2 protein-coding genes are annotated in these 5348 nt (G+C 68.6%); one reads left to right on the top strand and one right to left on the bottom strand.

Going from position 1 to position 5348, the window contains the following annotated elements:
• Positions 1 to 274 precede the first annotated feature (274 nt).
• Positions 275 to 4072, bottom strand: a complete 3798-nt coding sequence (gene metH, locus ISU10_RS22550; protein ID WP_194698705.1) for a methionine synthase — start codon at positions 4070 to 4072, stop codon at positions 275 to 277.
• 151 nt (positions 4073 to 4223) lie between these two features.
• Between metH and ISU10_RS22545 the strand changes: the two genes are divergently transcribed.
• Positions 4224 to 5078: a PAC2 family protein gene (locus ISU10_RS22545; protein ID WP_194698704.1), complete on the top strand. Its 855-nt coding sequence runs from the start codon at positions 4224 to 4226 to the stop codon at positions 5076 to 5078.
• Positions 5079 to 5348: the final 270 nt, after the last annotated feature.

Raw genomic sequence — 5348 nt, 5'->3', positions numbered from 1 at the left:
GCCTTCCTCAACCAGCGCAGACCCCCTCGGTTGAGGAGGTCGCGCAGCGACCGTCTCGAAACCACCGTCAGTCGGGTCGCCAGGTTTCGAGACAGGCGCTAACGCGCCTTCCTCAACCAGCGCAGACCCCCTCGGTTGAGGAGGTCGCGCAGCGACCGTCTCGAAACCACCGTCAGTCGGGTCGCCAGGTTTCGAGACAGGCGCCAACGCGCCTTCCTCAACCAGCGGAGCGTGATCAGGCGCTAGCGCGCCTTCCTCGACCAGCGGAGGATCCTCACTCATCGGGGTCATAGCCCAGGCTCGGCGACAGCCAGCGCTCGGCTTCGGCGATCGTCCAGCCCTTGCGGGCGGCGTAGTCCTCGACCTGGTCGCGGCCGATCCGCCCGACCACGAAGTACTGCGACTCAGGATGGGCGACGTAGATGCCCGAGACCGAGGCGCCCGGCTGCATCGCCATGGACTCGGTCAGGCCGATGCCGGTCTGGACCTCGACGTCGAGCAGGCTCCAGATCGCCTGCTTCTCGGTGTGGTCGGGGCTGGCGGGGTAGCCGGGAGCGGGTCGGATCCCGGCGTACCGCTCCTTGATCAGTCCCACGTTGTCGAGACGCTCGTCGGGGGCGTAGCCCCAGAGCTCGCGCCTGACCCGCTCGTGCAGCCGCTCGGCGAACGCCTCGGCGAGCCGGTCGGCCAGCGCCTCGAGCAGGATCGCGCTGTAGTCGTCGACCTCCTTGCGGAACGCGGTGACCCGGTCGGCGGCGCCGAGTCCGGCGGTGACCGCGAACGCGCCCACGTAGTCCTTCAGCCCCGACGAGCGCGGCGCCACGAAGTCCGACAGCGAGCGGTTGGGCACGCCCTCGCGGTGCTGGCCCTGCTGCCGCAACTGGTGGAGCACGGCCGACGGGGACTCGCGGGACTCATCGAGGTAGACCTCGATGTCGTCGCCCACGCTGTTGGCAGGAAACAGGCCGACCACGCCGTTGGCGCTGAGCCAGCGCTCCTCGATGATGCGGTCCAGCATCTCCTGCGCGTCGTCGTAGAGCTTGCGGGCGGCAGCGCCACTGGCCGGGTTGTTGAGGATGTCGGGGAAGGACCCCTTCATCTCCCAGGCGTTGAAGAACGGCTGCCAGTCGATGTAGCGGCGCAGGTCGGCGAGGTCGTAGCCCTTGAAGACCCGCACATGCTGGGTCGGCCTGGTCACGGACAGCGGAGAGCCCACCACCGGCGAGACCGCGTGGTCCTGCTGCAGGAGCAGGTGCGGTCGGGGCGGACGGTACGTCGACCAGTCCAGCGGCGTGGCTCGCTCGCGGGCCTGCTCCAGGGAGAGGAGCGGCCGGTCGCTCTTGGCGGCGTGACGCGCTCGCAGTGAGTCGTAGTCGGCCTGCACGTCGTCGAGCAGCTGCTGCCGCCTTTCGTCGCTGAGCAGCGACGCGGTGACGGGCACCGACCGCGAGGCGTCCTTGACCCACACCACGGGTCCGTCGTACTTCTGGTCGATCTTGACCGCGGTGTGGGCGCGCGACGTGGTGGCCCCGCCGATCAGCAGCGGGATGGTGAACTCCTGGCGCTGCATCTCACTGGCCAGGCTCACCATCTCGTCGAGCGAGGGCGTGATCAGGCCGCTGAGGCCGATCAGGTCGGCGCCGATCTCGCGGGCGGTGTCGAGGATCTTCTGGGCCGGGACCATCACGCCGAGGTCGATGACCTCGTAGTTGTTGCACTGCAGCACGACACCCACGATGTTCTTGCCGATGTCGTGGACGTCGCCCTTGACGGTGGCCATCACGATGGTGCCGTTGGTGTCCTTGGCCGTGGCCAGCTCGGGGTTGTCGAGCTTCTCCTGCTCGATGAAGGGGATCAGGTAGGCGACGGCCCGCTTCATCACGCGCGCGGACTTCACCACCTGGGGCAGGAACATCCGTCCGGAGCCGAAGAGGTCGCCGACGACGTTCATGCCGTCCATCAGCGGGCCCTCGATCACCTCGAGCGGACGCCCGCCACGCTCGGCGATCTCGGCACGCAACTCCTCGGTGTCGGACTCGACGTGGGCGTCGATCCCCTTCACCAGGGCGTGGGTGATGCGCTCGGAGACGGGCAGCGAGCGCCACTCCTCCTCGGCATCGTCGACCACTCCGGCTGCTCGGTTGTAGCTCTCGGCTATCTCGAGCAGCCGCTCGGCAGCATCCGGGCGCCGGTTGAGCACGACGTCCTCGATGCGTTCGCGCAGGTCGGGCTCGACCTCGTCGTAGACGGCGAGTGCCCCGGCGTTGACGATGCCCATGTCCAGCCCGGCGCTGATCGCGTGGTAGAGGAACACCGCGTGGATCGCCTCACGGACCGGGTTGTTGCCACGGAAGGAGAAGCTCACGTTGGAGATGCCGCCGGATACCTTGGCGCCGGGCAGGTTCGCCTTGATCCAGCGGGTCGCCTCGATGAAGTCGCGCCCGTAGGACGCGTGCTCCTCGATGCCGGTCGCGACCGCGAAGACGTTGGGGTCGAAGATCACGTCCTCGGGTGCGAAGCCGACCTCGTCGACCAGGATCCGGTAGGCGCGCTCGCAGATGGCCTTGCGGCGCTCGAGGTTGTCGGCCTGGCCGTCCTCGTCGAAGGCCATCACCACCGCGGCCGCGCCGTACTTGCGACACAGCCTGGCGTGCTCGCGGAACTTCTCCTCGCCCTCCTTCATCGAGATGGAGTTGACGATCGGCTTGCCCTGGACGCACTTGAGGCCCGCCTCGATGACCTCCCACTTGGAGGAGTCGACCATCACCGGCACCCGGCTGATGTCGGGCTCGCTGGCGACCAGCTTGAGGAAGCGGTCCATGGCCGCGATGCCGTCGATCATGCCCTCGTCCATGTTGACGTCGATGACCTGCGCGCCGTTGACCACCTGCTGGGCCGCGACGCCGAGCGCCGTGTCGTAGTCGCCAGCCTTGATCAGGTTGCGGAACCGGGCCGAGCCGGTGATGTTGGTGCGCTCACCGACGTTGACGAACAGGCTCTGCTCGGTGATCGAGAACGCCTCGAGACCTGCCAGCCTCATGGCCGGGTCGAGGGCTCCCGGCTCGCGTGGGGCCTTGTCCGCAACGGCTGCCGCGATGGCCGCGACGTGGTCGGGAGTCGTGCCGCAGCAACCGCCGACGAGGTTGACGTAGCCGGCCTGAGCGAACTCGGCGACGGTGGCGGCAGTCTCGTCTGGCGTCTCGTCATACTCGCCGAACGCGTTGGGCAAGCCGGCGTTGGGGTAGCACGACACGAACGTGTCGGCGACCCGCGCCATCTCGGCGATGTAGGGGCGCATCTCCTTTGCCCCCAAGGCGCAGTTGAGTCCCACCGCCAGCGGCGCGACGTGTCGGATCGAGGCCCAGAAAGCCTCGGTCACCTGGCCCGACAGCGTGCGCCCGCTCGCGTCGGTGATCGTGCCCGAGACCACGACCGGCCAGCGGCGGCCGCGCTCCTCGAACACTGTCTCGACGGCGAAGATGGCGGCCTTGGCGTTGAGGGTGTCGAAAATGGTCTCGATGAACAGGAGGTCGCAGCCGCCCTCGAGCAGCCCGTTAGTGGCCTCGGTGTAAGCCGCGACGAGCTGGTCGAACGACACGTTGCGGGCACCCGGGTCGTTGACGTCCGGCGAGATCGAGGCGGTGCGCGTGGTCGGGCCCAGCGCCCCGGCGACATACCTCTTCTGGTCCGGCGTGCGATCGGTGACCTCGTCGGCGACCCGGCGCGCGAGCCGCGCGGCCTCGAAGTTGACCTCGTAGGCGAGCTCCGCCATGCCGTAGTCGGACAGCGAGATCGCGTTGGCGTTGAAGGTGTTGGTCTCGATGATGTCGGAGCCGGCGTCGAGGTACTCGCGGTGGATGGCCTCGATGATCTGTGGCTGGGTGAGCACCAGCAGGTCGTTGTTGCCCTGGAGGTCGCTGGGCCAGTCGGCGAAGCGCTCCCCGCGGTAGCCAGCCTCCGAGGGCCGGTCCCGCTGGATGGCGGTGCCCATCGCACCGTCGATGACCACGATCCGCCTTCGCAGGAGCTCGGTGAGCTCCTCGGTGGCGTCCGGGCGGAGATCGACAGGCATGGCACTCCTGGGGCCGACGGGCACGACGACCAGCCTAGGAACACCGTCCCACAGGCTGGACGCCTTTCCCGCATCGTGACATCGCGGCCGAAGAGGTGGGAAATCGCCAGGGCCCTCGGGACTCGAGCAACGGCGTCATAGGGTGGCGTTCGTGATCGAGATCGAGGACGTGCCGGACCTGGTGGACCCGGTCGTCATCGCGGCGTTCGAGGGCTGGAACGACGCTGCCGACGCCGCCTCCTCGGTCGTCGACCACCTGATCAAGGTCTGGGGCGCGCGCATCATCGGCGCCATTGACCCCGAGGAGTTCTACGACTTCCAGGTCAACCGGCCGCTCGTCGGCACCGATGCTCGCGGACACCGGCAGATCACCTGGCCCAGCACCCAGATCGCAGTGGCCAGCCCGCCGGACCTGCACCGCGACGTGATCCTGATCCGCGGCATCGAGCCCAACATGCGCTGGCGGCAGTTCTGTGCCGAGCTGCTCGCGGCGACCGACGACCTCGGCGGGCAGATCGTGGTGACGCTGGGTGCGCTCCTCGCCGACACGCCACACACCCGCCCGGTCCCGGTCAGCGGCACCTCGACCGAGCCGGAGCTGGTCGACCGGCTCAAGCTCGAGACGTCGACGTACGAAGGGCCCACCGGCATCGTCGGTGTCTTCCAGGACGCGTGCGTGCGCCTCGACATCCCGGCCGTTTCGTACTGGGCAGCCGTGCCGCACTACGTCGCGCAGCCGCCCTGTCCCAAGGCCACCCTCGCTCTCCTGGGTCGGATCGAGGACCTCCTCGAGGTGAGCATCCCCCTGGGCGACCTGCCCGAGGACGCCCGTGCGTGGGAGCGCGGCGTGGACGAGCTGGCCGAGGAGGACGAGGACATCGCCGAGTACGTGCGGTCCCTCGAGGAGACCCGGGACACCACCGAGCTCCCCGAGGCCTCCGGTGAGGCGATCGCGCGCGAGTTCGAGCGGTACCTCAAGCGCCGCGGCGAAGACTCGGCTGGTTGAACTGCTCCGCTGGTTGAGGAGGGCCCGCTAGGGCACGTCTCGAAACCGGGTGTGCTTGATCGCTCGCGGGGTTTCGAGACGGTCGCTGCGCGACCTCCTCAACCACCGGGCGGTGTGCTTGATCGCTCGCGGGGTTTCGAGACGGTCGCTGCGCGACCTCCTCAACCACCCGGCGGTGTGCTTGATCGCTCGCGGGGTTTCGAGACGGTCGCTGCGCGACCTCCTCAACCACCCGGCGGTGTGCTTGATCGCTCGCGGGGTTTCGAGACG

Origin of the sequence: Nocardioides agariphilus, from assembly GCF_015352445.1 — a bacterium.
Classification (GTDB): Bacteria; Actinomycetota; Actinomycetes; order Propionibacteriales; family Nocardioidaceae; genus Nocardioides; species Nocardioides agariphilus.
Note: the sequence above shows the minus strand (reverse complement) of the source record. Positions and strands in the feature narration are given on the sequence as shown.

What these genes read in the sequence shown, in the direction of transcription:
- metH (WP_194698705.1), bottom strand. Translation starts at nt 4,072, where the DNA reads ATGCCTGTCGATCTCCGCCCGGACGCCACCGAGGAGCTCACCGAGCTC.